This is a genomic window from Mycobacterium sp. VKM Ac-1816D (assembly GCF_000416385.1).
GTDB lineage: Bacteria > Actinomycetota > Actinomycetes > Mycobacteriales > Mycobacteriaceae > Mycobacterium > Mycobacterium neoaurum_A.
In genome coordinates, this window is the sequence record NZ_AOHQ01000139.1 from 284,192 (window position 1) to 311,157 (window position 26,966).

The window sequence follows — 26,966 nt, forward strand, 5'->3', positions numbered from 1 at the left end:
GCGCTCGGTGGTGTCTACACCTTGACCTTGCGGCGATACAGCGTGCCGACGGCCAGCAGGACCAAGCTGATCACCAGAATCGCGGTGGCCAGCACGTTGATCTGCGGTGGCACGGCGGCCTTCACCGCGGCGTTGACGTAGAGCGGGTAGGTGACGGTCGACCCGCTGACGAAGTAGGTGACGATGAAATCGTCGAGGGACAGGGCGAACGACAGCATGCCCGCGGCGACGATACCTGGCACGATCAGCGGCAGGGTGACCTTGAAGAAGGTCCGCAACGGACCGGCACCGAGGTCCAGTGACGCGTCTTCGAGCGTCCAGTCGAAGCCGCGGACCCGCGCCCGAACCGTCATCGCGATGAAGCTCACCTCGAAGGCCACATGGGCGATCAGGATCGTCGTATAGCCGGCCGCCCACCCAAGGTCCAGGAACAGCGTCAACAGCGAGGCGCCCATCACGACCTCGGGGGCGGTCAGCGGCAGGATCACGAAGGTGTCCACCGCCCGGTACCCGCGAAAACGTTGCCGCACCAACGCAATCGCCAGCAGCGAACCGAGGACGAGGGCGATCAGCGTGGAGATGAGCGCAATCTCCAGGCTGAGCTTGAGCGCATCGGTGAGGGCGGGGTACTTGAACGGGTCGAGCCAATTGTCCAGGGTGAAACCCTGCCAGGTGTAGTTGAACTTTCCTGCCGGCTTGTTGAACGAGAAGGCCACGATGACCGCGATCGGCAGGAAGAGGTACACCAGCACCAGTCCGGCGACGATCCGCAGCGAGTAGTCACCCCACTTCGGGCGCGGCCGAACGGTTTTCGGTGGGTGCGCGTGGCCGGCTTCGGACGCCGACGGTCGCTGCACGGCGGTCATACCAGGTCCTCCGTTCCCAGCGCCCTCGTGTAGAGAATCACCCCGACCAGGATCAGGCCCATCAGACCCAGACTCAGCGCCGCGGCCGCCGGATAGTCCTTGACCACCAGGAACTGCTTCTGGATCACGTTGCCGATCATCGTGGTCTGGGTACTGCCCAGATAATCGGCGTTGATGAAGTCACCCACCGCGGGAATGAACACCAGCATGCTGCCGGCCAGCACACCCGGCAGTGACAGCGGCAGGATCACCTTCCGGAAGCTGCGTGTGCCACCGGAATACAGATCTCTGGATGCCTCGAGCAATCGTGGATCGATCTTCTCCAGGCTGACGTACAGCGGCAGGATCATGAAGATGATCCAGTTGTAGGTCAGGCCACCGATCACCGCCCAGCTGGTGGAGAGCAATCGCCCCTCATCGGGCAGCAGACCGATGGTCCCCAGCGCACTGACCACCCAGCCCTCGTCGGCCAGGATCGTCTTCCAGGCGATGGTGCGGATCAGGAACGTCACGAAGAACGGCAGGATGACCAGACCGAGGATCAGGTTCTTGAACCGGCCCGCCTTGAACGCGATGACATAGGCCAATGGGAAGGCCAGCAGCAGGCACAGCACGGTGGCTGCCGCCGCGTATCCGAAGGACCGCAGGATCGGGTCCTTGTAGAGCGTGAACGCGTCGACGAAATTGCCGAAATTCCAGTCGAAGGTCAGCGTCGGCAGATACACCGACCCACCGGACGAGGACAACGAGGTGCGGGCCAGGGTAACGAACGGCACCACGAAGAAGATGGCGAGATAGGCCAACGCCGGCAAGATCATCAGATACGGGGCGATCTTGCTGCGCTGCCTGCTGCTGGCGGCGACTCCTGCCATCTATGCTCCTCGCGTCCGCCGTGTCGTGGGGTGGTCAGCCACCGGTGACCGCGGCGTAGAGGGTGTTGAATTCCTGGGTCTGCTCGTCGGTCAATGCGGCCCACGACTTCAGGTTGGCCTGCACCTCGGGCGACGGGTTGATCAAGGGGTTCTTCGCCGCCGCCGGATCGACCTTCGCCAGCTCGTCGGTCATGTCCGAAAGCGCAGGCACGAACTGGGTGAAGGCGACCAGCTTCGCGTAGTTGGCCCGGTCGTAGACGTAGTTGATCCAGGCCTCGGCACCCTTCTGGTTCTGGGTGGTGTACGGAACGACCATGGTGTCGATGAACCAGTCACCGCCGGACTCCGGGACGATGAACTGGAGGTCCGGGTTGTCGGCCTGCAACTGCACGACGTCACCGGAATACGCCTGCGCCACGGCGATGTTGCCGGCCGCGAGGTCATCGGCGTAATCGTTGCCGGTGAAGCGGCGGATCTGTCCGCGGTCCTTCTGCTCCCGGACCAGGTCGACGGCCTTGGTGATCGATTCGGTGCTGGGATTCTCCGGCGAGTTGCCTTGGGAGAGCATGATCATCCCGAGGCCGTCCTGCACATCGGAGAACAGGCTGACCCGACCCTTGAAGGCGGGGTCCCACAGGTCGTCGATCGAGCGGATGTCGCGCCCGGTGGCGGCCCGGTTGTAGGCCAGGCCCACCATGCCGGTCATGTAGGGGGCGGTGAACTTTCGGCCCGGATCCACCTTGGAGTCCAGCAGGTCCTGACGCAGGTTCTTGCGATTGGGAACGCCGGCATCGCTGATCTCGTTGAGCCAGTTCAACCCCTTGACCCGGGCGGCCATGAACTCGGTCGGCACCACCAGGTCGGCACCGATGTCCTGTTTGCGCGACAACGGCTCCTTGACCTTGGCGAACCACTGCTCGTTGTCGTTGAAATCCTCTTTGTAGTCGACGGTCAGGCCGGAGGCGGTCTGGAAGGCCGCGATGAACCCGTCGGCCATGTACAAGGGCCAGTTCGAGATCCGCAGCGTATCGCTGGATGTCTCACCGGTATCCGATGATCCCGAGGACGAGCTGCCGCTGTCGGATCCGCACGCCGCCAGGAACGACGAGCCGAGGATCGCCGCCGCCGCGGTGGCAGCACTGCCACCGATGAACCGCCGCCGGCTGGTGCGGTTGGCCGCCAGTCGGGACAGCAGTCGGGGATCGATCTCGTTGGACATGCTTGGCCTTTCGTCGGGGAGGGGAGGACGGTGAACCCGCAGGTTCAGGATTCGTCGAGCATCTCTTCGAGATCCTCGGTGGTGGGGATGTCGGCCGCGGGCAGAACCAGGGACGCTTCCGGGGACCAGCTGACATACACCGGGTCTCCAGGGCGCAGCATCGGCAGATCCTGTTCGGGACCGACGTGCGCGACGATGGTCGAGTCATCGGGTGCGGCGACGGCCAATCGCACCACGGGCCCCTGGAACGTCAGATCGCGCACGGTGCCCCGGACGACGGCGAGGTCACCGGTGGGTTCGTCGGTGGATACCCGTACCCGTTCCGGACGGATCATCAGCGTGGCGTGACCGCCGGATTCGATGGTGGTCTCGCCTGGCCGTGATTTCAGTCGGGTGCCGAGCACCTCGATCTCGACGTGGTCGCGGTTGACCCGACCGGTCTGGCGGCCTGCCCACAGGTTGGCCTGCCCGATGAAACCTGCGACGAACACCGTGGCGGGACGGTCGTAGATGTCGGCGGGTGTCCCGATCTGCTCGACGTTTCCGGCGTTCATGACTGCGATGCGGTCACTCATCGTCAGGGCCTCCTCCTGGTCATGGGTGACGTAGATGAAGGTGATCCCGATTTCACGCTGGATGCGTTTGAGCTCGAATTGCATGGCGTGGCGCAGCTTGAGGTCCAGCGCACCGAGGGGCTCGTCGAGCAACAGGGCGCTCGGATAGTTGACCAGCGCACGGGCCAGCGCGACGCGCTGTTGCTGACCGCCGGAAAGCTGGGCCGGTTTGCGTTTGGCGAAATCGGTGAGCCGGACGATCTCGATGATCTCGTCGACGCGGCGGGCGATCTCCCCTTTGCCCTTGGTCTTGTCCAGTTTCATGCTGCGCGGCCCGTAGGCGATGTTGTCCCAGACGGTCATGTGCGGGAACAGGGCGTAATGCTGGAAGACGGTGTTGACGTTGCGTTTGTGCGGCGGAACCTTCGAGACGTCGACGCCCTCGAGCCGGATCGCGCCCGCGGTGGGGGTCTCGAAGCCGGCGATCATGCGCAGCGTCGTGGTCTTTCCGCAACCCGACGGGCCCAGCATCGAGAAGAACTCGCCGGAGGCGATCGTGAAGTCCGCGTCGGCGACGGCGACGTAGTCATCGAAGCGCTTGACCACATGGTCGATCTCGATGACGGGGTCGCCCTTGCGCAGCGTTGCTCCGCCCTCGCCAGTGTCAGGGTCCGCGGCGGTGGTGTCTGTACCGGACAGGACTGGGCCTCCTCAGCATTGCGGTCGGTAGGTCAACAATCGCCCATCACACTGACCTTCGCAAGCGATTCCGCAACGAATTTACATTCCGACAATGGATTCCATAGGTTCCATGGCGCAAGAGGCCAGATTCCGCTGCGCTGATGGCTTGACGGCCATCGGTGTCGGAATCGGGCCGTCGCCTCTTGGCGGACGCGGCGTGGTCGAATACTGCCATGACCGGCAACAGCGCGGGGGCCACTCCGACCACGAATCGATCGCTGACCTCACCCTCATTCAGCGGTCGGTCGCCCAGTGGTGTCGGGGATCTGTCGGTGGAGACGCACGGCATCGCCCCGGTGGCGCCGGACAAACGATACGGTTCGCCGGCCCGCCTCTTCACGGTGTGGTTCGCCCCGCAGGTGAACATGACCGGCGTCTTCACCGGGACCCTGGCGATCCTGCTCGGCCTCGGGTTCTGGTTGGGTCTGCTGGCGATGGTCATCGGCACCGTGCTCGGCGGTCTCGTGGTGGCCTATCTGTCGACCTGGGGTCCGCGCACCGGCACCGCCCAGCTACCCAGCGCCCGGTTGGCGTTCGGGTCCGGGGTGGCCGTGCCCGCCGCGCTGCAGTGGCTGTCCTCGATCGCCTGGGACGCCCTGGTGGGATTGTTCGGCGGCCAGGCACTGGCTCTGCTGCTGGACATCCCGTTCTGGATCGCCGTACTGATCGTGCTGGCCGTGCAGGGCGCCGTCGGATTCATCGGCTACGAGCTGATCCACCGGCTGCAGGCGGTGTTGACCGTGGTGTTGTTCGCCATGTTCGTCGTCTTCGCGATCAACCTGGTGCACGGACACCAGGTCGTCACTCCGACGGCGCTGTCGGGTGCCGATCTCGCCGGCGCGTTCGTCATGGAAGTGACCATCGCGCTCAGCCTGACCATCTCATGGGCGAGCTATGCGGCGGACTTCAGCCGTTACCTGCCGGTCGAGTCGTCGAGGAAGCGGGTGTTCGGCTACACCTTCGCCGGAATGGTGCTCGCCTATGTCTTCGTGCAGGGCATCGGTATCGCCGCGGCCGGCGTACTCGGCGATCACACCGCCGAGGGCGTGCGCGATGTCATGGGCGGTGGCGCGTTGGGCGCGGTGGCCCTGCTCGTCATCGCGCTGGCGTCGGTGGGCTCCGGGGTCATGAACGACTACTCCGGATCGCTCGCGCTGCAGACCCTCGGGGTCCGGGTACGGCGTCCCATCTCTGCGGTCCTGGTCACCGTGTGTGCGTTCTTCTTGATCCTGTGGCTGCAGGCCGCCGATACGGCCACTCGATTTCTCGACGTGTTGCTGCTGATCGGCTACTGGATCCCGGCCTTCGTTGCGGTGATCGTCATCGATTGGGTTCTGCGGACACGGTCGGCGGGCGACTTTGTCGACGTGGCCGCCGCCCGGACCACGCGCAGTGACGCGATCGCCGCGGTGGTTGTCTTCGTGGTCTCCTACGCCGCCGCAGTTCCCTTCATGAACACCACCTTGATCGCCGGCCCGGTCGCGACCGCCTGGCATGGCGCCGATATCGCCTACTTCGTCAACTTCGCGGTCGCGGCGGTGCTGTACGGCGGCTACCGGTACGTCAGCCGCGCACGGTCCTGAAGAAGGCGCGGACGTCCTCGACGAGCAGTTCGGGTTGTTCGAACGCGGCGAAATGGCCGCCGCGCGGCATCGTGGTCCAGCGGGTGATGTTGTAGTGCGCCTCGCACCAGGCCCGCGGTGAGCGCAGGATCTCCTTGGGGAACTCGGCGACACCGGTGGGCACCCTGACCGGTTCGCGAGGGCCGAACGCGGCGAAGCTCTCCCAGTACAGCCGGGCTGCCGAGGCGCCGGCGCCGCCGATCCAGTACAGCATCACGTTGTCGAGCAGTTCGTCACGACTGAAGACGTTCTCGGGGTGGCCGTCGCAATCGCTCCAGGACCAGAACTTCTCCACGATCCAGGCGAGCAGCGCCACCGGTGAGTCGACGAGGCCGTAGCCGATGGTCTGCGGGCGGGTCGACTGTTGCTTGGAGTACCCGGATTCCCACTTCCGGTAGTGCTTCATGGCGGCGAAGGCCCGTCGATCTTCCTCGGACGGGTTGTTCAAGCTGGCCTCGGTCGGCTTGCCGATGGCCATATTGGTGTGGATCGCGCTGCAGCCCAGCCCGTTTCGACCGATCTGGGTGGTAACCGCCGCGCCCCAATCACCGCCCTGGGCCACGTAGCTCGGATAGCCGAGGCGCCGCATCAGGGCATCCCAAGCCAGCGCGATGCGCTCGACTCCCCATCCGGTGGTGGTGGGCTTACCGGAGAATCCGTAACCCGGCAGCGACGGGCACACCACGTGGAAGGCGTCCTCGGCGCGGCCGCCGTGAGCGGTGGGATCGGTCAGCGGTTCGATGATCTTGGCGAACTCGACGACCGATCCGGGCCACCCGTGGGTGATGATCAGCGGCAGCGCGTCGTCGTGGGGCGAGCGCTGGTGGATGAAATGGATGTCCAGGCCGTCGATGACGCTGCGGAACTGAGTGAAGCGGTTCAGCGCCCGTTCGCGCTCCCGCCAGTCGTAACCCTCGGCCCAGTAGGCGGCCAGTTCGCGGGTGTAGGCCAACGGGATGCCCTGGCTCCAGTCGTCGACGCATTCGGCGTCGGGCCACCGCGTATCGGCCAGTCGCCGACGCAGATCCTGCAGGGCCTCGTCGCTGACGTCGATCCGGAACGGGTGCACATCGGTCATGCCGGTCATCGTGACACGGCGAGCTCAGGGCTCAGTGGGCGACATCGGTGTACACCGGCAGGTAACCCTCGGCCGAGAACGTGAATCCCCGGGCACTGGTCTCGCTGCCGCAGGAGATACCGGTCGTCTCCTGCACGTTGCAGCGGAATCCCGCGACCATGAGCACCCGTCCGAACGGCAGCGTCGCCGCCGGGCCCGGGGTGACGGCGTAGGAGGCCGGGTCGGCCGTCACGAACTGGACATCACCGTGTCTGTCGATCAGGACGGTGTTGGGCGCAGTCACCTCGCCGTCGGGTCCGGCGACCTCGTCGGGCGCGCCGGTGATCGACAGCGCCGACCCGCCGGTCGGCTGGCACCCTGCCGATGCGTGCGGCATGATCGCGCATTGCCACCGTCCGCTCGGAGTGGTGAAGTGATAGGCCTTCTGTCCCGGCCCGGCAACATAGAACTCGGCGGCATCGGCGAGTTGGTCGTTGGTGCGATGCGCAGGCAATTCCGGTGTCGGCGAAGCCTTTTGCGCAGGCGTCCAGGGTTCGCCGGTATCGATCACGGTGGGGGAGCCGCATCCGGCAACTGCCAGCGTCACGCCGCAGGCGATCACAAAAGACCACGCCAGATGGTTGTTCTCACATGCCACCGGCTCAGGGTACGGCCTTGAGAATCGCGCTGAACACAACCGCTGACAGAGCGGGGTATCGCCGACAGGCTGATCAGGTGACACGTGTGATCCGCTTCAATGCCTTCGACATGAACTGCGTCGCCCACCAGTCCCCGGGACTGTGGAAGCACCCCGAGGACCAGTCATGGCGATACAAGGACCTCCGGTACTGGACCGAACTGGCCGCGCTGCTCGAGCGGGGCCGCTTCGACGGTCTGTTCCTTGCCGACGTGCTGGGCACCTATGACGTCTACGGCGCCGGCGACGAGGCGGCCTTGCGCCAGGCCGCCCAGGTACCGGTCAACGATCCACTGCTCCTGGTGTCGGCCATGGCGCTGGTCACCGAGAACTTGGGCTTCGGGGTGACCACGGGCACCGGCTTCGAACACCCGTATCCGTTCGCGCGGCGCATCAGCACCTTGGACCACCTCACCGGGGGACGGGTCGGCTGGAACGTCGTCACCGGTTACCTGCCGGCAGCGGCACGCAACATGGGCCAGACCGATCAGCCCGCCCACGATGCCCGCTACGACCACGCCGACGAGTACCTGGAGGTGCTCTACAAGCTCTGGGAGGGTTCTTGGGAAGATGACGCCGTCGTCCGCGACACGGTCAACGGTGTGTTCACCGATCCCGACAAGGTGCACCACATCGGTCATGACGGAACACATTTCAGCGTCCCTGGTATCCATCTCTGCGAACCGTCACCGCAGCGCACCCCGGTCATCTTCCAGGCCGGCGCGTCCCCGCGCGGTGTCCGCTTCGCCGCCGAGAACGCCGAGGCCATCTTCACCGCGGCGCCCACCAAGGCGATCCTGCGTGAGAACGTCACGACCATTCGCCGCGAGCTCGAACTCGCGGGCCGAGATCCCTACGGGGTGAAGATCTTCAACCTCTCGACCGTCATCACCGCGGCCACCGACGAGGAGGCGCACGCGAAACATGCCGAGTACCTGTCCTATGCCGATGCCGAGGGGGCGCTGACCTTCATGTCGGGATGGATGGGCGTGGACCTCGCGCGTTACGGCCTCGACGAACCCGTCGGCAACGTCGACTCCAACGCCATCCTGTCCGCGGTGGCCGCGTTCCAGTCCGCCGATCCGGATGGCGGCGAGTGGGCGGTCCGGGACATCGCCGAGTGGGGAAAGATCGGTGGTATCGGTCCCCGATTCGTGGGATCCGGTGAGCGGGTGGCCGACGCGCTACAGGAGTGGGTGCAGGAGACCGACGTCGACGGGTTCAATCTCGCCTACGCCGTGACCCCGGGTTCGTTCGCCGATTTCATCGACCATGTGGTGCCGGTGTTGACCGCCAGGGGTGCCTACCAGGACGCCTATACCCCAGGGACGTTGCGACACAAGCTGCTCGGCCGGGGTGATCGGTTGCCCGACGAGCACCGGGGCGCCGGTTACCGGGTGGGCGGACCGAATTCGACGGTCATCGATCGCCCGTCGACGGTGCCGTCGTCGTCGGCATCGGTCGCTGCGCAGCCGACCAGGGGCCGGTAGTCGGCCCGGGGACTGTCTTATGGGCTGCGAGCGTCACTGCAGCGGCACGGGGGTGAAGGTGGCGTCGACACCGCCGACGGTCATCGTCACCTCACCTTCCATCACCATCACCTGCGCGGCGACCCGCCGCTCGACGGTCTGGGCCAGCTGCTGCACCGGTGCGTGCGGAATCTGCACCACCGACAGGTTCGACAGGCCCGCCACCTTGGCCCCCACGGTGCGCCACCAGGTGGCCACGCCGGCGGCGAACGGGAACAGCATTACCTCGTCGGCCTGGCCGGCGGCCTTGCCGAGGACTCGTTCGTCGGGCTGGCCGACATTGATCCACTCCACGATCCGGCCCGTGTAGTCCGCCAGCCGTAGGTCCGGTACGCCGGGGGTGGACAGGCCCGGACCGAATGCCAGTTCACCGTCGATATCGGCGAGGCGGTGTGCGCGTAGCCCGAACGCCAACAGGCGCACCACCATCCGTTCATCGTTCTCACTGGGATGGCGGGCCACGGTCAGCGTGTGATCGGCGTAGTAACCGTGATCGACGTCGGAGACGCCGAGTTCGACCTTGAACACCGTTGCGGAAAGGGCCACACCGTAGTGTCCACCATTGTGTGGCCGATCAGTACACCGACGCCCGGGCGCGCTGGTGCGGGGTGGTGTACCGCACCAGCGCGTCGCCGGTGAGTTGCACCACGGCAACGGTGATCACCAGGATGACGATGGTGGCCAGCATGACTCCCTGATCGAAGCGCTGGTAGCCATAGGTGACGGCGACGTAGCCGATACCGCCGGCGCCGATCGTCCCGGCGATCGCCGAGTACTCGATCATCGCGATGATGTTGATGGTCAACCCGCCGATGATGGACGGCACCGCCTCACCGAGTTGCGCTGAGCGGATGACCTGCAGCCGTGAGCCGCCCGAGGCTCGCGCCACCTGTACCACCGCCGGCGGAACCGAGCGCAGCGAGTTCTCCACGATGCGGGTGAAGAAGGCGATACCGGCCAACGACATCGGGACCACCGCGGCGGCGATGCCGATGTTGGTGCCGGTGATCAATCGGGTTACCGGCATGATCGCCGCCATCAGGATCAGGAACGGCAGTGACCGGCCGATGCTGATGACCCAGCTCAGCGTCGTGTGCAGGGATGGATTCTCGAGCAGCCCGCCCGGGGCCAGGTTATGGATGAGTGCGCCCACGGGGATACCGACGGCTACCACGATCGACATCACGATGCCAACCATGATCAAGGTGTCCAGCAACGCCGGAAACAGCAGTGCGGGAAGCTCGTTGAGCGGCACCTTCGAACTGGCGAGCAGCGATCCGCTCATGCCACGCCCTCCAGGGTCCGTTCGACATCGGTGTCGGTGGTGGCCGACAGGCCGTGCCGGCCCAACACGTCGACCACCTCGCCGCTCACCTCGGCGGGGATACCCAGGGTCGCGGTGCCGATGGTCACCCCGCCCACCACCTGGACGGATGCGCCGAGCACGGCCAACGGGACGCCCAGATCGGCGGTGGCCCGGTTGATCCAGTCCGCGGGCACATCAGGCCGGTCGTAGACGACGCGCCAGACATACTGATCTGCGCCGGGGGAGGCGGCCACCCCGCTCGGCCGCAGGTCAGCGCCGAGCCGGGACTCCGGATCGGTCAAAAGGTCGACGAGGGATCCGGTTTCGGTGATCCGGCCCCGCTCGAGCCGAGCTGCCGAGTCCGCGACCTTGAGCACCGTGTCCATTTCGTGGGTGATGAAGACGATCGACAGGTTGAGGTCGTCGCGCAGCTCGCGAAGCAGTTCCACCACCGATTGCGTGGTTGTCGGGTCCAGACCTGCGGTGGCCTCATCCGACAGCAGCACCGTCGGGCGCAGCGCCAGCGCACGGGCGATGCCGACACGCTGACGTTGCCCACCCGAGAGCTGGAACGGGTAGTGCTGGGCCCGTTCGGAAAGGCCGACCCGGTCGAGCAGCTCAGCTACCCGCTGTTTGGATTCAGCCGGGGTGACGCCCAGGTAGTCCAGCGGTAGTGAGACGTTCTCGGCCGCGGTGCGGCGCTCCAGCAGTCCGGACGACTGGAAGATCGTGCCGATCCGGCGTCGCGCCACCCGCAGCTTGCCCGCCGACAGGGTGGTCAGATCCTCACCGTTGACGACGACGGACCCCGAGCTGGGCGGTGTGAGCAGGTTGATGCATTGCGCGAGGGTGCTTTTCCCGGCGCCGCTGGGGCCCACCACGGCGAGGATCTCTCCGGCGCCGACACGAAAGTTGATCCGATCCAGAACCACCGTATGTTGCTCGCCGCGTCCGTACACCTTGGTCACATCGGTGAGTTCGATCATGGGTGTCCACCCTGCCAGCCGTCCGCGTGATCGGATACCTTTGCGCTCATCATGAGCCTGTGCGGCGAATGTCCTTTGCCGCCAGCGTGATCGCAATCATTGCCGCGGGCTTGGCCGGGTCGCACACTGACGCACACTATGAGCATCGACCAGTCCGAAAGCGCCGCAGCGGATTCGCACGGCTTCACCCTGCAGTCCCGTCGCAAGTGGCCTTACATTGCGGGGGCCGTCGTCGCGATCATCGCGGTGGCGGTCTACTTCATCGCGTTCCGCGGTGGCAATGCGACGTCGGCGAACGAGACGGCCGGCGCCACATTGGAGGTCGTGTACCTGGATTCCAACCCGGCGGAGAAGCGCATCATCGAGTACATCGGTGAACAGATCGCCCCCGACTACGGGGTGAAGGTCGCCGCCGTCGGGTTGGGGGACAGCACGCAGATCAACAGCGCCATCAACGACGGTCGCTACGCGGGCACCATCTTCCAGCATCGGCACTGGTTGCAGCAGGTGCTAGATGCCAACCCCACCTTCAAGGAGGAGGCCGGCACCGGGCCGTTCTTCCACTGGGTCTTCGGTATCTGGTCGGACAAGTACAAATCCGTCGATGACCTCCCGGACGGAGCCTCGGTGTCGCTGCTGGCCGATCCGGCGAACAACTCCCAGGGCATCTGGTATCTGGCGCAGGCTGGGCTGATCACCATCCGACCCGATGCCGACATCACGGCCCTGACCCAGAAGGACATCATCGCGAACCCGAAGAATTTGAAGTTCACCCTGCTCGACTTCGGTGCCCAACCGCGGGCGTTGGCCGATCTGGATGCCATCGTGGGATACGCGGAATCGTTTCTGGCTGCCGGCGTTTCGGAGGACAAGCTCATCTTCGCCCCGAAATCCCCGGACGAGTTCGCCTCGGTTCTCACCGTGGGCAGCAACTATGTCGACACCGAGAACATCCAGAACCTGATCAAGGCTTTCAAGGATCCGCGGGTGCAGACCTTCATAGCCGATGATCCCGAGGTGAAGAAGCTGGCGTTGCCCGGCGCACCGGGATGACCGCACGCGAATTGCACTTCGGGGTGAACGTCCTCTCCGACGGGATGCATCCGGCGGCATGGCGGCATCCCTCGGCGGACCCGAACTGGTTCACCGATCCCGCGTACTGGATCGAAATCGCCCGGATCTCCGAGCGTGGCACACTGGATGCGTTGTTCCTGGCCGATACGCCGTCGCTATCGGTCTCGGGCGATGCGCCGCTCGCTGCGCCCCCGCTGGCACTCGACCCCATCGTGTTGTTGTCGACGCTGGCATCGGTGACCACGCACCTGGGGCTGATCGGCACGGTATCGACGTCGTTCGAAGAACCGTTCAACGTCGCGCGTCGGTTCGCGACGCTTGATCACCTCAGCCGGGGTCGGGCGGCGTGGAACGTCGTGACCACCAGCGATCCCAATACATGGCGCAATTTCGGTCGGGTCGGGCAGCTCAACACGCAGCCGGATCGTGATGAACGGTACCGGCGCGCAGCCGAACTCGTCGATGTGGTGCGCACCCTGTGGGACTCCTGGGACGACGATGCCGTGCTGGGGGACAAGCGTACCGGAGCCTTCAGCAGGCCCGGATCGATCAACACGATCGGGCACCGGGGCGACTACTTCGACGTCGACGGGCCGTTGACGCTGCCCAGGTCACCGCACGGACACCCGGTGCTGTTCCAGGCCGGCGGCTCGGCGGGCGGGCTGGACCTCGCGGCCCGGTACGCCGATGGTGTGTTCGCCGCGCAGGCCTCGTTACCGGACGCATTGCGTAACGCCGACGAACTGCGTTCCCGTACCGCCGCATACGGCCGGCCGCGTGACGCCGTCCGGATCATGCCCGGGCTGTCCTTCGTGCTCGGCAGCACCGAGGCTGAAGCCCACCGGCGCAACGATGAACTCAACGAGCTCGCGGGCGAGCGCCGGCTGGCCCATCTGGCCTGGCAGTTGGGCGTGGACGCCGCCGATCTGGACTGGGATGAACCGCTGCCGCAGTGGTTGATCGACGGGGCCGAGGCAACCGGCAGCTCGCAGGGCGCCCGCGACATCGTGGTGAATCTGGCCCGCCGGGAGCGGTTGACGGTCCGCCAACTACTCGACCGGGTGATCACCTGGCATCGATTGGTGGTCGGTTCGCCCGAGCGGATCGCCGATGCCATCGAGGAGTGGTTCGTCGCGGGTGCGGTCGACGGGTTCAATCTGATGCCAGATGTGTTCCCGTCGGGCCTCGAGCTGTTCGTCGACCACGTGATCCCCATTCTGCGCGACCGGGGACTGTTCCGCCGCGAGTACCGGCACGCGACCCTGCGCGGCCATCTGGGGCTGGAACGAGTGCCAGACGCCCGCAGCAATCGCAGCCGTCGTTGCGTGCCGGCGTGATGATGGCACGTTTACATCTCGAGGGGAAGATCAGTACACCGAGGCGGTGTTGGTGCGTGCCCATTCGCGTTCGACGTCCGATCCCGCCGATGGTGGAATCAGTCCGTTGATCATCCACAGCTCCTCGCTGGTCTCGTCCACATGGAATTCCCAGTGCACACCGTCGTGTTTGTCCACGAACGGTTGCAGGATCTCCTTGATCTTGGCGGTGATCCGGCGCCGGCCCGCGGTGTCGGCACTGTGGCGGGCAATGTGTTCGATGACCACGCGGACACCCGCGGTTGATTGTTCACCGCCGACGTAGAAGTCCTCGGGGCGGGTTTCGTCGAACACCACGACCACATAGAACCGGGGTAATCCGATGAATTCGTAGAGTTCGGTGATGCGGCCGGCGAGCACACCCTTGTCCTCGGCGGTGAAGATTCCGGGTGAGTGGTGAATGGTCCAGAGCGGCATGACGATTCCTTTGCGTATCGGGTGGGTATCAGTGCGCGAGATCGAAGGCGAGATCCTCCACCGGACCCGAGAGCTTCGACTTGACGTCGGCCGTCACATCGTCGACGAGCACCTCCTGCGCACCCGCCTCCAGGGCGTCGAGCACACGGCTGGCCACGTCGGCGGGTGATGTCTTGGGCAGTGCGATATCGGCAACCATCTCGGTGTCGATGAACCCGACGTGGACGCCCAGTACCTGGGTCTGTTGCCCGCGAAGTTCCACGCGCAGCGAGTTCGTCAGCGACCAGATGGCGGCCTTGGAGGCGCCGTAGGCCCCGCTGCCTGCCAGCCACGACAAGACGGAATGGACATTGACCACCGCACCGCCCCCGTTGCGGGCCAAGGCCGGCGCCAGCGTGCGGACCACGCGCAGCGGACCGAAGGCGTTGATGTCGAAAGTTGTTACGATATCGTCGAAGTCACCGGTCAGCAGCGATCCGGGAAGCAGGATCCCCGCGTTGTTGATCACGATGTCGACGTCGGCGGCCACCGTTTCCAGCGCGGCGACCGAGGCGTCGTCGCGCACCTCGAGCTCAACGCCGATGACACCCGGGCGCGGGTCTGTGTACTGCTCGCGTGCGGTCGAGTAGATCTTCGCGGCTCCACGCGTGAGCAACTCGTCCACCAGCGCCGAACCGAGACCGCGCCGGCCCCCGGTCACCAGAACCACCTTGCCGTCGATCGCCACCATGGCGCACCTTCCTTTCTGAATAACGATTACGTTACTCAGACCGTAGACGCACTACCTGAGTAATGCAAGTGTTAGTTAAAATGGAGTGCATGGTGATGACCTTCGAGGACCGACTCCGCGACCGCAGCCGCTGGACCATCGGTGACAACTGCTCGGTGGTGAAGGTTCTCGACCTGCTCAACACCAAGACGGCGTTTCTGGCGATCCGCGAATGCTTTTACGGCACTACGCGATTCGAGGACTTCGTCGAACGGATCGGCGCGTCGGCCCCCGCCGTCTCCCGGGCGCTGCGGCAGCTCGAGAGCGCCGGCGTGGTCAGTAGGGTGCCGTATCGAGAGCCCGGGCAGCGCGCCCGCGATGAGTACCGCCTCACCGAGGCGGGGGAGGACCTGCTGCCGGTGCTGCTCTCGATCGTCCAATGGGGTGATACCCACCTGCAGGAGAACGGACCGCCGTTCACCTTCCGCGATGAGGCGGGACGCCCGCTCGCGGTACGCGTGACGCCGGCCGACAGCGAACCGGCGATCAGTGCCGATGACATCGAGATCCATTACAACGGCGGCCGCGGTTAGGCTGCTCGGGTGCAGGTCGCCGCGCGGTGTCACGTCCCGTCGCTTCGCTCGCCCAGGTGTCACGTCCCGTCGCTTCGCTCGCCAAGGGGCCCGTTCTCGACATTCGCGACGCTCTACACCGTCGCCATGGTCCTGGAGTTCTCAGAGCGCTGGCCCACACCCTGGTTCACCGGCACATTCCTGACCGCGGCGACGCTCGCCGTCGCCACCGGGATGACGCGGATCGCCTTCCTGGGCTTGTTGGTCGCGGCCACCGGTTACGTCGCCTTCTTCCAATTCCCCGAGGTGGCCAACCACGTCAACCTCATGATCTGCCTGAACATCGCGATGATCGGAGTCCTGGCTGTCTCGCTGCTGCGGCGAGCGCGCAGCGCCGATGATGACTATGCCGTGATCGCACCGGTTCTGCGGATGAGCCTGATGCTGATCTATGTGTTGGCCGGCTTCCACAAACTCAACAGCGACTACTTCGACACCGCCGCATCCTGTGCGGCCGGCATCCTCACGTCGGTCATCCACGCGCTGCGGACCGACCTACTCGGCATCCCGGTCGTCGTACCGATCGCCCTCGGCGCGGTATTCCTGGGCTACCGGCTGGTGCGCCGCGGCAGGTTCGGCGTCGTCGGGAACCGGCTTTTCACCGCAGTGACCGCGGCCATGGGACTGGCCGGGCTCACGGTGGTCGCCGTCGTCGTGTTCTACACACACCTGGGCCCCCTGCTCACCGCCATCGGACTCACCGCGGCCATCGCGGTGCTCGGTTGGGAACTGGTGGGCGGACTGCTGCTGGCGGTGCCGCGCCTGCAAGCGGCCATCGTGGCGTTCGCCCTGACCATGCACGCCGCCCTTGCGCTCATCGGCTTCGTCGATTTCGGGTCCATGGCGGCGGCGTTGCTGTTCGCCTTCCTGCCCACCTCCTACCGGCAGGTGCTGATCGACGGGGCCATCCGGTTACGCGGACGCACGGTCTCACGCATCGGCGTCTACGTCGGCATCGCGATCGCTATAGCACTGGTTTCGGGAGTCGACGCGCACCTCGACCGAATTCCCCAGTGGACACTGATCTCGGGCATGGCGTTCGACGCGGCGGTCCTCATCGTCATCTGGCCGATCCTGGCCGCCGTGTTCTCACCTTCACCGCGTCCCGAGTGGGGCGGCGTGCGCATCATCGACGCGCGCACGCCCGTGGTGCTGTATCTGGTGCCCGCTGTGCTGGTCGGCATCGCGGCGACGCCCTACCTCGGGTTGCGGACGGCAGGCAACTTCTCCATGTTCAGCAATCTGCGCACCGAGGGAGAGCGCTCCAATCATCTTCTGCTGGGCGGCAATCCACTCAAGATATGGGGGTATCAGGACGATATCGTCTGGATCATCGATATCGACGATCGCTACGGTGACGTCATCCACCACTACGATGCGGGGGCGCGGGGGTATGCGCTTCCGGTCGTGGAATTCCGCAAGTGGGTCCACGAATGGGACGAAGCGGGATACCGCGTTCCGCTCACCTATGGCTACCGCGGGATTCGGTACACCACCGACGATATCGTGACCGATCCGATCTGGCGCACACCGAATCGAACCCTGCCGATGGTGCTGTTGGATTTCCGGCTCATCCAGCCGGGAGAACCCAACTACTGCCGCTGGTGATCGGTCCCGCGCACCACGATGACCGGCACGGTCGACAATTGCGCGACGGTCGAGGCGACCGAGCCCAGCACCAGTCCGGCGAATCCGCCCCGTCCGCGGCTACCGACGACGACCAACTGCGCGTTGCGTGCTTCTTCGGTGATCCAGTGGGCGGGTCGGTCCTGTACCAACCGGACCTGCACGCGGACATCGGGAAAACGCCGCTGCCAGTCGGCGAGCCGATCGGCCAACGCAGACCGCGCCTGATCCTCGAAGATCTGCCAATCGGTGCCGTAGAGCGGCAGCAAGCCGACATCGCTCCACGCGTGCACCGCGATCAACTCCACGCCGCGCAACGCCGCCTCCTCGAAGGCAAGCTCGGTGGCGGCATCCGATGATGTCGATCCGTCGACGCCGAGGACGACGGGCGCGCTGCTGTCTGCCGCATCGCCGGGATGCACGACAACCACCGGGCAACGCGCATGGTGGAGCAAACCGGCCGCCACGGAACCGAGCGGCAACCGCGAGTGACCACCGGTACCCCTGTTACCGACCACCAGCAGCAACGCCTGTCGGGAGGCCTCGGCCAGCGTGCCGACCACCGGGGAGGGCCGGCTCTCGGAGCGCACACCGGGGGCGTGGGTGCCGCCCACCGCGGCGGCGAAGGTCTGCTCGGCGTGCCCGAGTATGTCGTGCGACGAATCCTGTTGAGCCTTGGCAATTGTCGATGCGTCATTCGGTGTCGACCAGGTGGCGATGACCGGAGCCGAAACACTCATCAAGGTCACCGGCACGGCGCGCCGCACTGCCTCGGACGCAGCCCAGGTGACGGCGGCGTCCGAACCGGGTGACCCGTCGACGGCGACGACGATGCCGAGATGGTGTTGCGGGCTGGACTCTTCCGGGATGGACTTTTCCGGACTGGACATGGTGTCGTTCCTCCTTGATCGACCGCCATCCACCGTAGTCGCTGACGAGGGCCTCGGGCAGGGGCTTAGGTCCTCGCTGCCTACGGTAGCGGGGCGGACCACCGCAGCACCGTGCCGCCCTGCGGACCAACCCCGATGTCGAACGAGCCGGTCATCTCCTCGGCGCGATGTCGCAGATTGCCCAGCCCGCTCTCGGTCACCGCGTCGGTGGCAATACCGCGTCCGTCATCGGTGACGGTGATGCTCAGGTCGTCGTCGACGCGTACGACGACAGTCAGTTCGGTTGCACCGGAATGCCGTACCGCGTTGCTGACCGCCTCTCGCACCACGGCTTCGGCGTGCTCGGCCAACTCCGCGTCGACCACCGAGAGCGGTCCGACGAACTGCACTCTGATACGCATGGTGTCCGATCCGAACTGGTCCACCGCATCCTGCAACCGCTGTCGCAATCGGGTCGAGTCGGCATGTGCGCCGTGCAGATCGAAGATGGCGGTGCGGATCTCCTGGATGACCTCCTGCAGATCGTCGACCGATGACGAGAGGCGTTGTCGCACTTCATCGGACTGGGTGCGGGCGGTCGTGCCCTGCAGGGCGAGGCCGACCGCGAAGAGACGTTGGATGACATGGTCGTGCAGATCTCGGGCGATACGGTCGCGATCGGCCAGCACATCGAGCTCCCGCATCCGCCGCTGGGTCATGGCCAACTGCCATGCCAGTGCGGCCTGCCCGGCGAAAGAAGCGGCCATATCGAGTTGTTCGACCGTGAAAGGCCGCGCCTCGGCGCCGCGCACGGCGACCAGGACGCCGGCCACCGCGCTGGTCGCCCCGAGCGGGACGATCAGCGCAGGCCCGGGTTCCGGTAGTACCGACGAGGCGAGCTCGAGGTTGTCGCAACGGTGGGGCACCCGATCGAGCAGCGTTCGTCCGACGATATTGTCCACCAGCGGAATTGCCGGCAATGCGTCGATATCGGCGGCGGTCGGGCCGGCGACCTCGGTGATCACCATCTCGGTCGCCTCGTCCGGGTCGCCGACCGGGACAGCGATGAAGGCCGCGTCGGCAACCGTGAGCGAGCAGGCCAGTTCGGCGATGCGTCGAAATGCCTGCGCCGGATCGGTCCCGGACAGCAATTCGGTCGCGATATCGCGGGTTGCCTCGATCCAGGACTGTCTGGCTCGGGCCTGCTCGTACAGCCGCGCATTGTCGATGGCGATACCGGCTGCGGCGGCGAGCGCCTGGGCCAGCACCTCATCGTCCTCGCTGAACGGGCCACCGGAGTTCTTCTCGGTGAGGTAGAGGTTGCCGAACACCTCGTCGCGGATCCGCACGGGCACCCCGAGGAAGCTGCGCATCGGTGGATGATTCGTCGGGAAACCGACCGATGCCGGATGGTCGGTGATGTTGTCCAACCTGATCGGCGCGGGCTCGTCGATCAACAGCCCGAGCACGCCGCGCCCCTGCGGCAGCCTGCCGATCATGGCACGGGTGTCCTCGTCGATACCCTCGTAGACGAACTCGATCAGATCATGTCCGTCGTCGTCCCGGCCGCGCACACCGAGCGCGCCGTAGCGGGCATCCATCAGTTCGATCGCCGTGTGCACGATCGTGCGCAACGTGACATCGAGGTCCAGTCCGGAGGTGACCGCAAGCATGGCCTCGACCAAGCCGTCCACCCGATTGCCGCTCTCGACAATCTGCTCCACCCGGTCCTGGACCTCACCGAGCAGTTCACGCAGTCGCAGCTGGGACAGTGTCTCGCGCAACGGGATCTCGCCCCGTCGCTCGGCTCGCCGCGCGCGGCCGCCGTCGGCCCCATCCCCGTCGGTCACCGGCCCATTGTGCCATCGCCGAAGCAGCGCGCCTACGCTCCCACATACTTGCTCAGGGCAGCCGCCTGGCGTCGCAGTTGTTCAGCGGCCTCCGGACGGTTGAGCGCGCCGTAGCGGTCCGCTTCGGTGACGTACTCGGCCATCAGATCACTGATCACAGCGCGGACATCGGCGCTCGAGAGATCGCGTCGGGATACCTCACTGGATCCCAGACCTGTTGTGGCACCCGCGATCACGGACTCCGGTCCGGGCGGGATTAGCGCGCCGGTGCGGTCGGGGATGTCGACTGCTTCGGCATTGTCGATGGCCGCCAGGCCCGCGCGCAGCGCCGCCACTGTTTCGGCGGCGCGGGCCTTCATCGCGGTGCTGAGGTCCGCGCGCATGGCATCACGCAGCGCCGTGGCGGCGTGGGTGTCATCCACCATGTTCGACCTCAGCCGTTGCGAGCCAACCCCGCCAGGATCGTTGCGGTCGATTCATCACGGACGCGACGGTACCCGGTCCCTGCCCACAGGTGAACGAGGTCGTCGACGCCGGCTGCCGCCGCGGCCTTGCGCAGGGCACTGGTCAGGTGGTGGATCGCGGGATACCCCAATGGCGCGTCGGCCTCGAAACGATCGATGAAAGCATTGCGCAGCCCACGGGCGGGCCGCCCGGTGAACGCGCGCGTCAGCACGGTGTCCTTGCATACCGGATCGAGCAGTGCGGCCTTGTGGGTGGGCGACGCGGCGCTCTCGTCAGCGCGCAACAGCGCGGTACCCACCGCCGCCGCCACCGCCCCGGCGCCGAGCACCTGCGATACCTCCTCGGCGCTCGCCAGCCCGCCGGCCGCGATCACCGGGATGTCCACCGCGGCGCTCACCTCGGCCACCAGATCGGTGACCGCGATGCCGGCGGGCGGCCGGTCGGGGGTGAAGGTGCCCGAGTGTCCGCCTGCTGCGCCGGCCTGCGCCACCACCAGATCGGCCCCCGCCGCGGCGGCAGCGGTCGCCTCGACCGAATTCGTGACCGTCTGCACCACGATGGTGCCCACCTTCTGCAGTCTGGCGATGACATCGCCACCGGGGAGACCGAAGGTGAAGCTGACCACCGGGACCGGATCGGTCAGCAGCAGGTCGATCTTGGCGCCGAACGCGTCGTCATCCTCGATCGGATCGCGAGGCAACTCGAGCTCGAACCGGTCGGCCACCTGCTGGACCAGGTATGCGTACTGCCGGTACGACACGGCATCGATGGGCACGGGGTTCGGTGCGAAAATGTTGACGCCGAACGGGATCGACGCCTTTCGCACCGCAGCGATCTCCGCGAGCAGCACCTGCGGGGTCTTGTAGCCGGCGGCCAGAAATCCAAGGCCGCCGGCTTCGGCGGCGGCGATCACCATCGCCGCGGTGGTGGCACCCCCGGCCATCGGTGCGGCGACCAGCGGAATGTCGAGCCCGAGTGGGTCACGGGCAGCCTTGGTGCGTGCGGTCATCGTCATTCCTCGGGTGCGGAGTTCTCGGTCTTCGTCTGCAGTCGATTCTGCGTGTCCGCCCCGTCCCGGTATAGGACACGCTGGCTCTCAGCCGCAAGGCCCAACCTCGCACCCTGCGCAACCGGGGCCCGGGCCGCCACCTCAGGCCGGGACCGCCAACTTACCGACAGTGAAGGCCGCGGCCTGATCGGCCATGCCGTTGACGGCGTACTGCTGATGCGGCGCACTGGATCCGGACGGCGGTGAACCCGCGCACACGGTGTCGCCGGGAGCACAGAGCTCAAGCGCCTTGGCGGTGTAGGCGGGCCCGACGTCGATCACCGGGGTTCCGTACTTCACCGCCGACCAACCGGAGGGCATCCCGAACAAGACCACCGCCGCCACATTGTCGATGACGTCATTGGGCAGCGGCGGCGGGCCGGCCACCCCGGCGGGCACCACACCCGAGGTGGACAGTGCCGTCACGACCGCACCCTGCGAGTAGCCACCGAGCACCATCCGGGTGTTCGGGCACACCGAGGTGACACCGCGGACATGATCGGTCTCATCGCGAACGCCATCGACGACATTCTGCGTGAACAGGGCGCCGCCGGTGAAGTTGTTGCTGGCCGGATAGTTGACGGCGTGAACCCCGACCGTCCGCGGAAAGGCCTGGGCACGAAGTGAATCGACGAAACGCTGCCCCACACCGCCGACGCCCGGTGGCTCGGCGGTACCCCTGGCGAAGACCACGCCGATATCGGGACAGGGCTGCGGCTGGGACGCCGCCGTGGGAATCAGGACCGGTAGCGCGGCCAGCGCCAGTCCGCTTGCCGCCACCGTCCGGGCGAGCACTCGCAACCCCCGCAAAGCCCGTGAAGCTTCAGCCAATTCCTACCCCCAGAGACGCTCGTACCCAGACTGTGACAGACCCCCGGCTCGTGTGCCGTCATTTCCGCCGCCACCGCCACCGCCGTAGTCATCGAGAGCCTCCGCCGCTGCGTTACAGCGCCTGGTCAGTCGGTCAGGCCGATGCTGCTCACCGCACTCAGCCCACCCTCATCGTCGGGCTGTTCGAACACCACGCCGGCGTGTCGCTCCGTGATCTCAAGGGTTGCGATCGTGTTCCCGAACAACGGCCCGCTCAGGTTGCGCCAGGACATCGGCAGATCAGGTGCACCGTGCCTGCGCGCCCAGCGGCGGGCGCGTCGAGCAACCCAGGACGACCAGCCCAACCGGAACACCGGCTTGACGTAGAACGGCACGTAGTTGTGCACGGGGGAGCAGACCAGTTGGTGCACTCGGGCTTCATGGTCGTCGGATTCATCAGAATCGTCGGGGACGTCGGGTCTTCCACCGAATCGGGCCCGGGCGGCGTAGGAATGGTGCACATCACCGGACAGCACGCTGACGGTCGCCGGCCCTCGCGGTGCATGGCCCGCCGCCGCCTCGATCAGCTCGCTGAACCGTAGGAAGGATGTCGAGAACGCGGGCCAATGCTCGAAATCCGCGGCCTGCCGGATCTTCTCGGCCATCACGCCACGAATCCCCGACCGGTCGGCGGCGATCTCGTTCACGGTTTGCATATCGCCGATCGCAGGCGGCAGCAACCACGGCAGTGAGGTCGCCAGGATCAGATGGTCCAACGACTCCAGATCGTCGTCCACGTGACGTTGCACCCAGCCGAACTCACGGTCACCCAACATCTTGCGGCTGCCGTCGTCCAAGATGCGCGCGTTGCGTGAATCGACCATCAACAGCCGACTGCGGCCCAGATCCCAGCGGAAGCTGAAGCGCAGGCCTTTCTCACCGTCGACTTCGCGGTCGGCCCGGTCGGCAAGATCGGCAAGCAGCGGCCACCGATCACCGCCGGCCGACAGGATCTGCTGGTAGTCGACGTCCTCGTCCAGCTGTTGGGGACTGAGATTGCCGATGTGCTGATACACCCAGTAGGACGCCAGTCCCGCGCGGATCCGATCGCGCCACCACGGCTTCTTGTTGACCGCCACCCGCCATGCCGCCGAGGTGTTCCAGTCATCACGGATATCGTGGTCGTCGAAGATCATCGCGGTGGGCAGAGTCGACATCACCCAGCGGATCTCAGGATCCCCCCAGGTGTGGCGATAGAGACCCACGTATTCGTCGAAGCTGACCACCTCGTCGGGTGGCCGCTTCTTGTTCGTGCGACGTCCGGTGAGCCGTTGGCGCGCATCGGGTGTGAGCTCATCGGCGTACACCTGGTCGCCGAGCAGGATCAACACATCGGGCCAGCGCTCGGATGGCTGGGTCGTCATCCGCTCCGCGTAGCAGTCCAGCGCGTCGCGGCCGAGCTTGGCGTCGATCCGGTCGTCACCGGTCTTGGGATAGCGGCAGGAGCCGAAGATCACCCGCAGCCGCTGCCCGGTCGCCGGCCCGCGCGTCCGGATGACACTGGGCGGGAACCGTGAATCCGGCTCCGGCCAGACCTGCTCGCCGTCGAGGTGCACCTGGTACTCGGTGGTGCTGTCGGGCGTGAGTCCCTGCACCGCCACCAGCGCGTAATGGTGGCCTTGTACCTCGAACGTGCGAGCTGTGGAACCCAATACGGTGACCTCGGCGGGTGCGTCGGTCTGCACCCACACCATCGCCGTGGTTTCTGCCACGTGGCGCAGGACGGGGCCGAGCAGGAGAGTCACCGAGACAGCCTATGGGCTGCCGCCGCGGGTTGGCCTCGATTCGGCGCTGCAGGCCCCCGGGTCAGGCTCCGATCGGTTGGCGGGCGACCTCGGAGACGAAGAGTTCGGCCGAGGCGATCCGCCGCGTCGCGCGGTGCAGCGTCACCGTCGCCAGCCTGCCGTCGGGCGAGTACCCGAGGTCGACCGGTAGCACGCCGGCCGCCGTCCCGATCCGCAGCGGTGCTCCCTGGTGCAGTTTCAGTCCGGATAGCACACCATCGCGCACCGTGGCGGCAGCAGCGACTGCGACGGCCGATGTCAGACCGATCGCGGGGTGCGGGGCGAGCATGGACAGCATCCGCACCGAGACGTCATAGGCGTCGGCGCCGATCAAGGCACCGGCAGTCGTGCGGTAATCCCGTGCTGCGCCGACGATCCCGACCTTGGGGATGGAGTTGCTCACCGGATCGCCGAACCGGCGCAGCCCCATCTGCAATGACGCGTTCTTGCGCAGTTCCATCAACAGGGTTGTCTGGTGGGCGAATTCGGCGTTGCTCTCGGTGCCGTCCAGTCCCAGATCTGAGGCGTCGAACAATGCCGCGGGGGCGCCGGTAGCGACCAGGGTCGCGCGGTACGTGCGATCACCGGCATCGACGGAGTCCACGGGACGGCCGGTCGGCAGAACCGGTGCCGCATCGAGACCGGTGAAGGAGAGTCCGACCGGCACGCCCAGCGCGGTGGTGCCCGGTACCGCGGCCGTGCCTTCGGTGGGCACCTTTCCACCCGGAGTGGAGATGGTCGCCGTCAGGACTGCGCCCGAGACCTGATGCCGCAACCGCACCGCGGTCACCTCGTCGTCGACCGGGACCAGCCCCGACTGCAGTGCGTAGAGCCCTATCGCGGTGGCGCAGTTCCCGCAGTTGCTGGCCCATTCGACCCTGCGGTCGGCGATGGCGATCTGGGCGAATTGGTAGTCGATGTCGATGTCGGGGTGGCTCGATCGGCGCACGATCGCCGCTTTGGATGTCGTCGAGCTACCGCCCCCGACGCCGTCGAGCTGGCGGGGGTCACCCGAGCCGAACGCGGACGTCAGCAGCGCGTCGAGCCCGCCTGCGCGATCGACGATCGGGTCGACATCGACGGCGTTGAACAGCCAGCACTTGCTGGTTCCGCCCCGCATCCATGTACCTCGTAGCACGAGCATGAGTGTCGGTACCTTTCCACGCTGGACGCTCATCGGCGGTTCTGGTCGGCGGTGACCGACGCTGGATGAGCAACCCTCCACCGTCGATTCTCGGCGGCGTCAGGGTGAAGGACAATCTCGGATAGTTGGATAGGGGTCGACTTTTACTTAAGGTGTCTGGGCTCTATCGGTCGGCTGCCGACCAAGCCGCTACCCGCAGCGTCAGGCGAAGCCGGGGACCAGGACCAACAGCAGCCAGCACAGCGCCGGGGCGACCGCGACCACGATGCCTGCGTTGAGCAGCAGCTGTCGGTAGAAGCGGGGCCGGTCGATGCCCTGGGCGTTGGCAAGGACCAGGGCGCCGTTGGTCGAAAACGGCGACACGTCGACGACGGTGGCAGCGATCGCCAACGCGGCCACGACGCCGACCACCGGAAGGGTGCCCATCTGCAGCAGCGGGAGCGCCAACGGGATGATCGCGGCCAACAATGCCGTCGACGAGGCGAACGCCGATGTCACGCCGATGACGTAGCAGAGCACCAGTGCCACCAGCAGCGGCGCACCCACCGTGATGGCCATCTGGGCCAGGTGATCGATGGTGCCGACCTCTTCGACGATCGATATATAGGTCACCATCCCGGCGACCAGCAGGACGGTCGGCCAGCTGATGCCGGCGATGGCCTCACTCTGCTTGGACAGGTCGGTGAACGCCAGCACCGCCCCTGCCGCGATCGCCACGAAGCTGATCGGCATGTGCAGCACGAGAACCAGCACCAGCACCGTGGCGATCAGAAACAGGGTCAGTTTCTGTACCCCGGTAACGGAGGGCTGGACCGCCGTGGCGGCCTCGGTACGTGCCGGACGGGTCAGAACTCCCACACCGCCGGCAGGCTCGCGTGCCGGTCCCGCCGCAGACCCGGCACCGCCGAGATCGTCCGGCGCCGTCGGCTGCGAACCGAGCGCGGTGTACTCGAGGTCGCGGACGCGGGACAAGGCGGCATACCCGACGATGGTGAGCACCGAGAGGAGCAGGTTGATGGCGTAGCTCGCGAAGAAGAGGAGCCAGGGGTTGACCGTCAGGCCGCTCTTCTCGACCAGGTCGACCACGAGTACGCCGGACACCGAGATCGGCGAAAAGGCCCCGGCATGCGCGCCGTTGATGGTCATGATGCCCATCACCAGCGGGCTCATCCTCGTGCGTGCTGCAAACGTCATGGCGGCCGGCACGATCAGCGCGACGGCGGCCGGACTGAAGGTGCCCAGCGCGGTCAGCACCGATGCGCAGAAGAAGAACACCCAGGGCACCACGGTCACACGTCCGCGAACTCCGCGGATACATGCGTTGACCAGCAGGTCGATGGTTCCGTTCTGCTTGGCCATCCCGAAGAAGTAGGTGACACCGATGATCGTCAGGACGATCGAGCTGGGGAACTCGGCGAGGATCTCTTTGTCGTCATAGCCGAGGAGGAAGGCTCCGACGGCGAATGCGCCGATGAAGCCCAGGATGCCGATATTGATCGGGCAGATCGTGGCGATGACGAACATCGCGACCAGCGCGATCAGCGGCAGTATCTCTACATAACTCATGGGCGTTCTCTCAGTTCCAGGCGCGGCGTCGTCGCCGTGGCGGCGCCGAACGTCTGCGGCGGCAGCTCGGTCGGTGAGGACCGCTCT

General features: G+C 66.2%; 25 protein-coding genes. 6 read left to right on the top strand and 19 right to left on the bottom strand.

Annotated features, from left to right (window positions below; genetic code table 11):
• Positions 1–14: 14 nt before the first annotated feature.
• From G154_RS19800 to G154_RS19815, 4 genes are read right to left on the bottom strand one after another with little or no spacing between them, the layout of a single operon-like run.
• The gene (locus G154_RS19800) at positions 15–866 is read right to left on the bottom strand and encodes an ABC transporter permease (RefSeq protein ID WP_019512700.1); all 852 of its coding nucleotides are present in this window, start codon (positions 864–866) and stop codon (positions 15–17) included.
• On the bottom strand, positions 863–1,738 hold the full coding sequence (locus G154_RS19805) for an ABC transporter permease (RefSeq protein ID WP_019512701.1): 876 nt from the start codon (positions 1,736–1,738) through the stop codon (positions 863–865). Before G154_RS19805 ends, G154_RS19800 begins: the two co-directional genes overlap by 4 nt.
• A 34-nt stretch (positions 1,739–1,772) precedes the next feature.
• Positions 1,773–2,957: a spermidine/putrescine ABC transporter substrate-binding protein gene (locus tag G154_RS19810; RefSeq protein ID WP_019512702.1), complete on the bottom strand. Its 1,185-nt coding sequence runs from the start codon at positions 2,955–2,957 to the stop codon at positions 1,773–1,775.
• Positions 2,958–3,001: 44 nt separating this feature from the next.
• Positions 3,002–4,117 (bottom strand): ABC transporter ATP-binding protein, encoded by a 1,116-nt coding sequence (locus tag G154_RS19815; RefSeq protein WP_019512703.1) that lies wholly within the window; start codon positions 4,115–4,117, stop codon positions 3,002–3,004.
• A gap of 308 nt (positions 4,118–4,425) precedes the next feature.
• On the opposite strand from G154_RS19815, the gene G154_RS19820 reads away from it, so the two are divergent.
• A complete protein-coding gene (locus G154_RS19820; protein WP_019512704.1) occupies positions 4,426–5,835 on the top strand; it encodes a cytosine permease in 1,410 nt (469 codons plus the stop codon).
• Here the strand turns inward: G154_RS19820 and G154_RS19825 are convergent.
• Complete coding sequence (locus G154_RS19825; protein ID WP_031601505.1) at positions 5,816–6,943, bottom strand: epoxide hydrolase family protein; 1,128 nt, start codon at positions 6,941–6,943, stop codon at positions 5,816–5,818. The genes G154_RS19820 and G154_RS19825 overlap by 20 nt on opposite strands.
• 40 nt (positions 6,944–6,983) lie before the next feature.
• The gene (locus G154_RS19830) at positions 6,984–7,589 is read right to left on the bottom strand and encodes a hypothetical protein (RefSeq protein ID WP_234713086.1); all 606 of its coding nucleotides are present in this window, start codon (positions 7,587–7,589) and stop codon (positions 6,984–6,986) included.
• A 77-nt stretch (positions 7,590–7,666) separates the two neighbouring features.
• Between G154_RS19830 and G154_RS19835 the strand changes: the two genes are divergently transcribed.
• Positions 7,667–9,118 (top strand): LLM class flavin-dependent oxidoreductase, encoded by a 1,452-nt coding sequence (locus G154_RS19835; RefSeq protein WP_023985791.1) that lies wholly within the window; start codon positions 7,667–7,669, stop codon positions 9,116–9,118.
• A gap of 33 nt (positions 9,119–9,151) precedes the next feature.
• Here G154_RS19835 and G154_RS19840 read toward each other — a convergent pair whose 3' ends face one another.
• Genes G154_RS19840 through G154_RS19850 form a run of 3 tightly spaced genes read right to left on the bottom strand, consistent with a single transcriptional unit; the run spans position 9,152 to position 11,449 of the window.
• A complete protein-coding gene (locus tag G154_RS19840) occupies positions 9,152–9,703 on the bottom strand; it encodes a YaeQ family protein (RefSeq protein WP_019512708.1) in 552 nt (183 codons plus the stop codon).
• Positions 9,704–9,731: 28 nt separating this feature from the next.
• The gene (locus G154_RS19845; RefSeq protein ID WP_019512709.1) at positions 9,732–10,442 is read right to left on the bottom strand and encodes a methionine ABC transporter permease; all 711 of its coding nucleotides are present in this window, start codon (positions 10,440–10,442) and stop codon (positions 9,732–9,734) included.
• Positions 10,439–11,449, bottom strand: coding sequence for a methionine ABC transporter ATP-binding protein (locus tag G154_RS19850; RefSeq protein ID WP_019512710.1), 1,011 nt, complete (start codon positions 11,447–11,449; stop codon positions 10,439–10,441). Before G154_RS19850 ends, G154_RS19845 begins: the two co-directional genes overlap by 4 nt.
• A gap of 138 nt (positions 11,450–11,587) precedes the next feature.
• Between G154_RS19850 and G154_RS19855 the strand changes: the two genes are divergently transcribed.
• Complete coding sequence (locus tag G154_RS19855) at positions 11,588–12,502, top strand: MetQ/NlpA family ABC transporter substrate-binding protein (protein ID WP_019512711.1); 915 nt, start codon at positions 11,588–11,590, stop codon at positions 12,500–12,502.
• Entirely contained in the window at positions 12,499–13,860 is a 1,362-nt protein-coding gene (locus tag G154_RS19860; RefSeq protein ID WP_019512712.1) for an LLM class flavin-dependent oxidoreductase, read from the top strand. Before G154_RS19855 ends, G154_RS19860 begins: the two co-directional genes overlap by 4 nt.
• 30 nt (positions 13,861–13,890) lie before the next feature.
• On the opposite strand, the gene G154_RS19865 is transcribed toward G154_RS19860, so the two are convergent.
• Positions 13,891–14,316 carry a tautomerase family protein gene (locus G154_RS19865; RefSeq protein WP_019512713.1) on the bottom strand — a complete coding sequence of 142 codons (426 nt, stop codon included), beginning with the start codon at positions 14,314–14,316 and terminating at the stop codon, positions 13,891–13,893.
• A 28-nt stretch (positions 14,317–14,344) separates the two neighbouring features.
• On the bottom strand, positions 14,345–15,046 hold the full coding sequence (locus G154_RS19870; RefSeq protein ID WP_019512714.1) for an SDR family oxidoreductase: 702 nt from the start codon (positions 15,044–15,046) through the stop codon (positions 14,345–14,347).
• Positions 15,047–15,141: 95 nt separating this feature from the next.
• Between G154_RS19870 and G154_RS19875 the strand changes: the two genes are divergently transcribed.
• Complete coding sequence (locus G154_RS19875; protein WP_023985792.1) at positions 15,142–15,618, top strand: helix-turn-helix domain-containing protein; 477 nt, start codon at positions 15,142–15,144, stop codon at positions 15,616–15,618.
• A 126-nt stretch (positions 15,619–15,744) separates the two neighbouring features.
• Positions 15,745–17,265 carry a hypothetical protein gene (locus tag G154_RS19880; RefSeq protein ID WP_019512716.1) on the top strand — a complete coding sequence of 507 codons (1,521 nt, stop codon included), beginning with the start codon at positions 15,745–15,747 and terminating at the stop codon, positions 17,263–17,265.
• Here G154_RS19880 and G154_RS19885 read toward each other — a convergent pair.
• From G154_RS19885 to G154_RS19920, 8 genes are all read right to left on the bottom strand, one after another.
• On the bottom strand, positions 17,250–18,173 hold the full coding sequence (locus G154_RS19885) for a universal stress protein (RefSeq protein WP_019512717.1): 924 nt from the start codon (positions 18,171–18,173) through the stop codon (positions 17,250–17,252). The genes G154_RS19880 and G154_RS19885 overlap by 16 nt on opposite strands.
• 80 nt (positions 18,174–18,253) lie before the next feature.
• On the bottom strand, positions 18,254–19,936 hold the full coding sequence (locus tag G154_RS19890) for a GAF domain-containing sensor histidine kinase (RefSeq protein ID WP_023985794.1): 1,683 nt from the start codon (positions 19,934–19,936) through the stop codon (positions 18,254–18,256).
• A 98-nt stretch (positions 19,937–20,034) separates the two neighbouring features.
• On the bottom strand, positions 20,035–20,427 hold the full coding sequence (locus G154_RS19895; protein WP_019512719.1) for a hypothetical protein: 393 nt from the start codon (positions 20,425–20,427) through the stop codon (positions 20,035–20,037).
• An 8-nt stretch (positions 20,428–20,435) separates the two neighbouring features.
• Positions 20,436–21,476 (bottom strand): nitronate monooxygenase, encoded by a 1,041-nt coding sequence (locus G154_RS19900; protein WP_023985796.1) that lies wholly within the window; start codon positions 21,474–21,476, stop codon positions 20,436–20,438.
• Between the two features lie 141 nt (positions 21,477–21,617).
• Positions 21,618–22,310, bottom strand: a complete 693-nt coding sequence (locus tag G154_RS19905; RefSeq protein ID WP_019512722.1) for a cutinase family protein — start codon at positions 22,308–22,310, stop codon at positions 21,618–21,620.
• Positions 22,311–22,471: 161 nt separating this feature from the next.
• Positions 22,472–24,079 carry an alkaline phosphatase D family protein gene (locus tag G154_RS19910; protein ID WP_051154399.1) on the bottom strand — a complete coding sequence of 536 codons (1,608 nt, stop codon included), beginning with the start codon at positions 24,077–24,079 and terminating at the stop codon, positions 22,472–22,474.
• A gap of 112 nt (positions 24,080–24,191) precedes the next feature.
• Positions 24,192–25,289 (bottom strand): PrpF domain-containing protein, encoded by a 1,098-nt coding sequence (locus tag G154_RS19915; protein ID WP_019512724.1) that lies wholly within the window; start codon positions 25,287–25,289, stop codon positions 24,192–24,194.
• Between the two features lie 225 nt (positions 25,290–25,514).
• The gene (locus G154_RS19920; protein WP_019512725.1) at positions 25,515–26,879 is read right to left on the bottom strand and encodes an SLC13 family permease; all 1,365 of its coding nucleotides are present in this window, start codon (positions 26,877–26,879) and stop codon (positions 25,515–25,517) included.
• Between the last annotated feature and the right edge of the window lie 87 nt (positions 26,880–26,966).

Excerpts from the sequence above, each read along its gene's own strand:
- G154_RS19800 (WP_019512700.1), bottom strand. The coding sequence starts at position 866 with ATGACCGCCGTGCAGCGACCGTCGGCGTCCGAAGCCGGCCACGCGCAC.
- G154_RS19805 (WP_019512701.1), bottom strand. The coding sequence starts at position 1,738 with ATGGCAGGAGTCGCCGCCAGCAGCAGGCAGCGCAGCAAGATCGCCCCG.
- G154_RS19810 (WP_019512702.1), bottom strand. The coding sequence starts at position 2,957 with ATGTCCAACGAGATCGATCCCCGACTGCTGTCCCGACTGGCGGCCAAC.
- G154_RS19820 (WP_019512704.1), top strand. The coding sequence starts at position 4,426 with ATGACCGGCAACAGCGCGGGGGCCACTCCGACCACGAATCGATCGCTG.
- G154_RS19845 (WP_019512709.1), bottom strand. The coding sequence starts at position 10,442 with ATGAGCGGATCGCTGCTCGCCAGTTCGAAGGTGCCGCTCAACGAGCTT.
- G154_RS19850 (WP_019512710.1), bottom strand. The coding sequence starts at position 11,449 with ATGATCGAACTCACCGATGTGACCAAGGTGTACGGACGCGGCGAGCAA.
- G154_RS19855 (WP_019512711.1), top strand. The coding sequence starts at position 11,588 with ATGAGCATCGACCAGTCCGAAAGCGCCGCAGCGGATTCGCACGGCTTC.
- G154_RS19860 (WP_019512712.1), top strand. The coding sequence starts at position 12,499 with ATGACCGCACGCGAATTGCACTTCGGGGTGAACGTCCTCTCCGACGGG.
- G154_RS19865 (WP_019512713.1), bottom strand. The coding sequence starts at position 14,316 with ATGCCGCTCTGGACCATTCACCACTCACCCGGAATCTTCACCGCCGAG.
- G154_RS19870 (WP_019512714.1), bottom strand. The coding sequence starts at position 15,046 with ATGGTGGCGATCGACGGCAAGGTGGTTCTGGTGACCGGGGGCCGGCGC.
- G154_RS19875 (WP_023985792.1), top strand. The coding sequence starts at position 15,142 with ATGACCTTCGAGGACCGACTCCGCGACCGCAGCCGCTGGACCATCGGT.
- G154_RS19880 (WP_019512716.1), top strand. The coding sequence starts at position 15,745 with ATGGTCCTGGAGTTCTCAGAGCGCTGGCCCACACCCTGGTTCACCGGC.
- G154_RS19885 (WP_019512717.1), bottom strand. The coding sequence starts at position 18,173 with ATGTCCAGTCCGGAAAAGTCCATCCCGGAAGAGTCCAGCCCGCAACAC.
- G154_RS19895 (WP_019512719.1), bottom strand. The coding sequence starts at position 20,427 with ATGGTGGATGACACCCACGCCGCCACGGCGCTGCGTGATGCCATGCGC.
- G154_RS19900 (WP_023985796.1), bottom strand. The coding sequence starts at position 21,476 with ATGACCGCACGCACCAAGGCTGCCCGTGACCCACTCGGGCTCGACATT.
- G154_RS19910 (WP_051154399.1), bottom strand. The coding sequence starts at position 24,079 with ATGGTGTGGGTGCAGACCGACGCACCCGCCGAGGTCACCGTATTGGGT.
- G154_RS19915 (WP_019512724.1), bottom strand. The coding sequence starts at position 25,289 with ATGCGGGGCGGAACCAGCAAGTGCTGGCTGTTCAACGCCGTCGATGTC.
- G154_RS19920 (WP_019512725.1), bottom strand. The coding sequence starts at position 26,879 with ATGAGTTATGTAGAGATACTGCCGCTGATCGCGCTGGTCGCGATGTTC.